We start from the raw sequence: 550 nt of genomic DNA, 5'->3' as shown, positions 1-550 counted from the left end.
TCGGCCGAGCCCGGCGCCGCGGTGAGGACCACGGCCATCAGGTCGTCGCCCGGCACTCCGAGCAGGCTGCCGTCGAGCGTGACGCCCTCGCCGTCCGGCGTGCGGAACACCGCGCGGTTCTCGTACGCGGACACCGTTTCCGGGGTGCGCCACAAGGCATCGAACGCACGGCTGGTGCTTCGCAGCTCGTCGACGAGTTCGGCGAGCGCGGGGTCGTTGGGGTGGCGCAGGTGCGTGTCGCGCAGCCGGGCGGAGAGCGCGGCCCGGAAGCCGGCCTGGTGCTCGTCGGTGCGGGTGATTTCCCCGCGTGCGTCGCAGAACGTGCGCCACGCGACGTTCCAGTCCCGGGTACGCCCGGGCGTCGCGCCGCCGCCGAGCGCCAGCCACGCGCCGTTGACGGCGACGACGTTCCACGCGGTGTCGGTCAGGAACGCCGGGGTGCCGTCGAACCGCTCCAGCAGCCGGATCGCCGCCGCGCCGGCTTCGCGCGGGACGAGCCCGTCCGCCGGGGCGTACCCGGCGAGCGCGCAGAGCCGTTCGTAGTCCGCCC

At 75.3% G+C, this 550-nt stretch carries 1 pseudogene; it reads right to left on the bottom strand.

Annotated elements, in window-relative coordinates:
- Positions 1 to 550, bottom strand: a pseudogene (locus tag G3I65_RS48940) (XRE family transcriptional regulator); the annotation flags it as partial.

It is taken from the genome of Amycolatopsis sp. SID8362, from assembly GCF_010550475.1.
Lineage (GTDB): Bacteria > Actinomycetota > Actinomycetes > Mycobacteriales > Pseudonocardiaceae > Amycolatopsis > Amycolatopsis eburnea.
The sequence above is the reverse complement of the archived record's forward strand: the minus strand, read 5'-3'. Positions and strand labels throughout refer to the sequence as shown.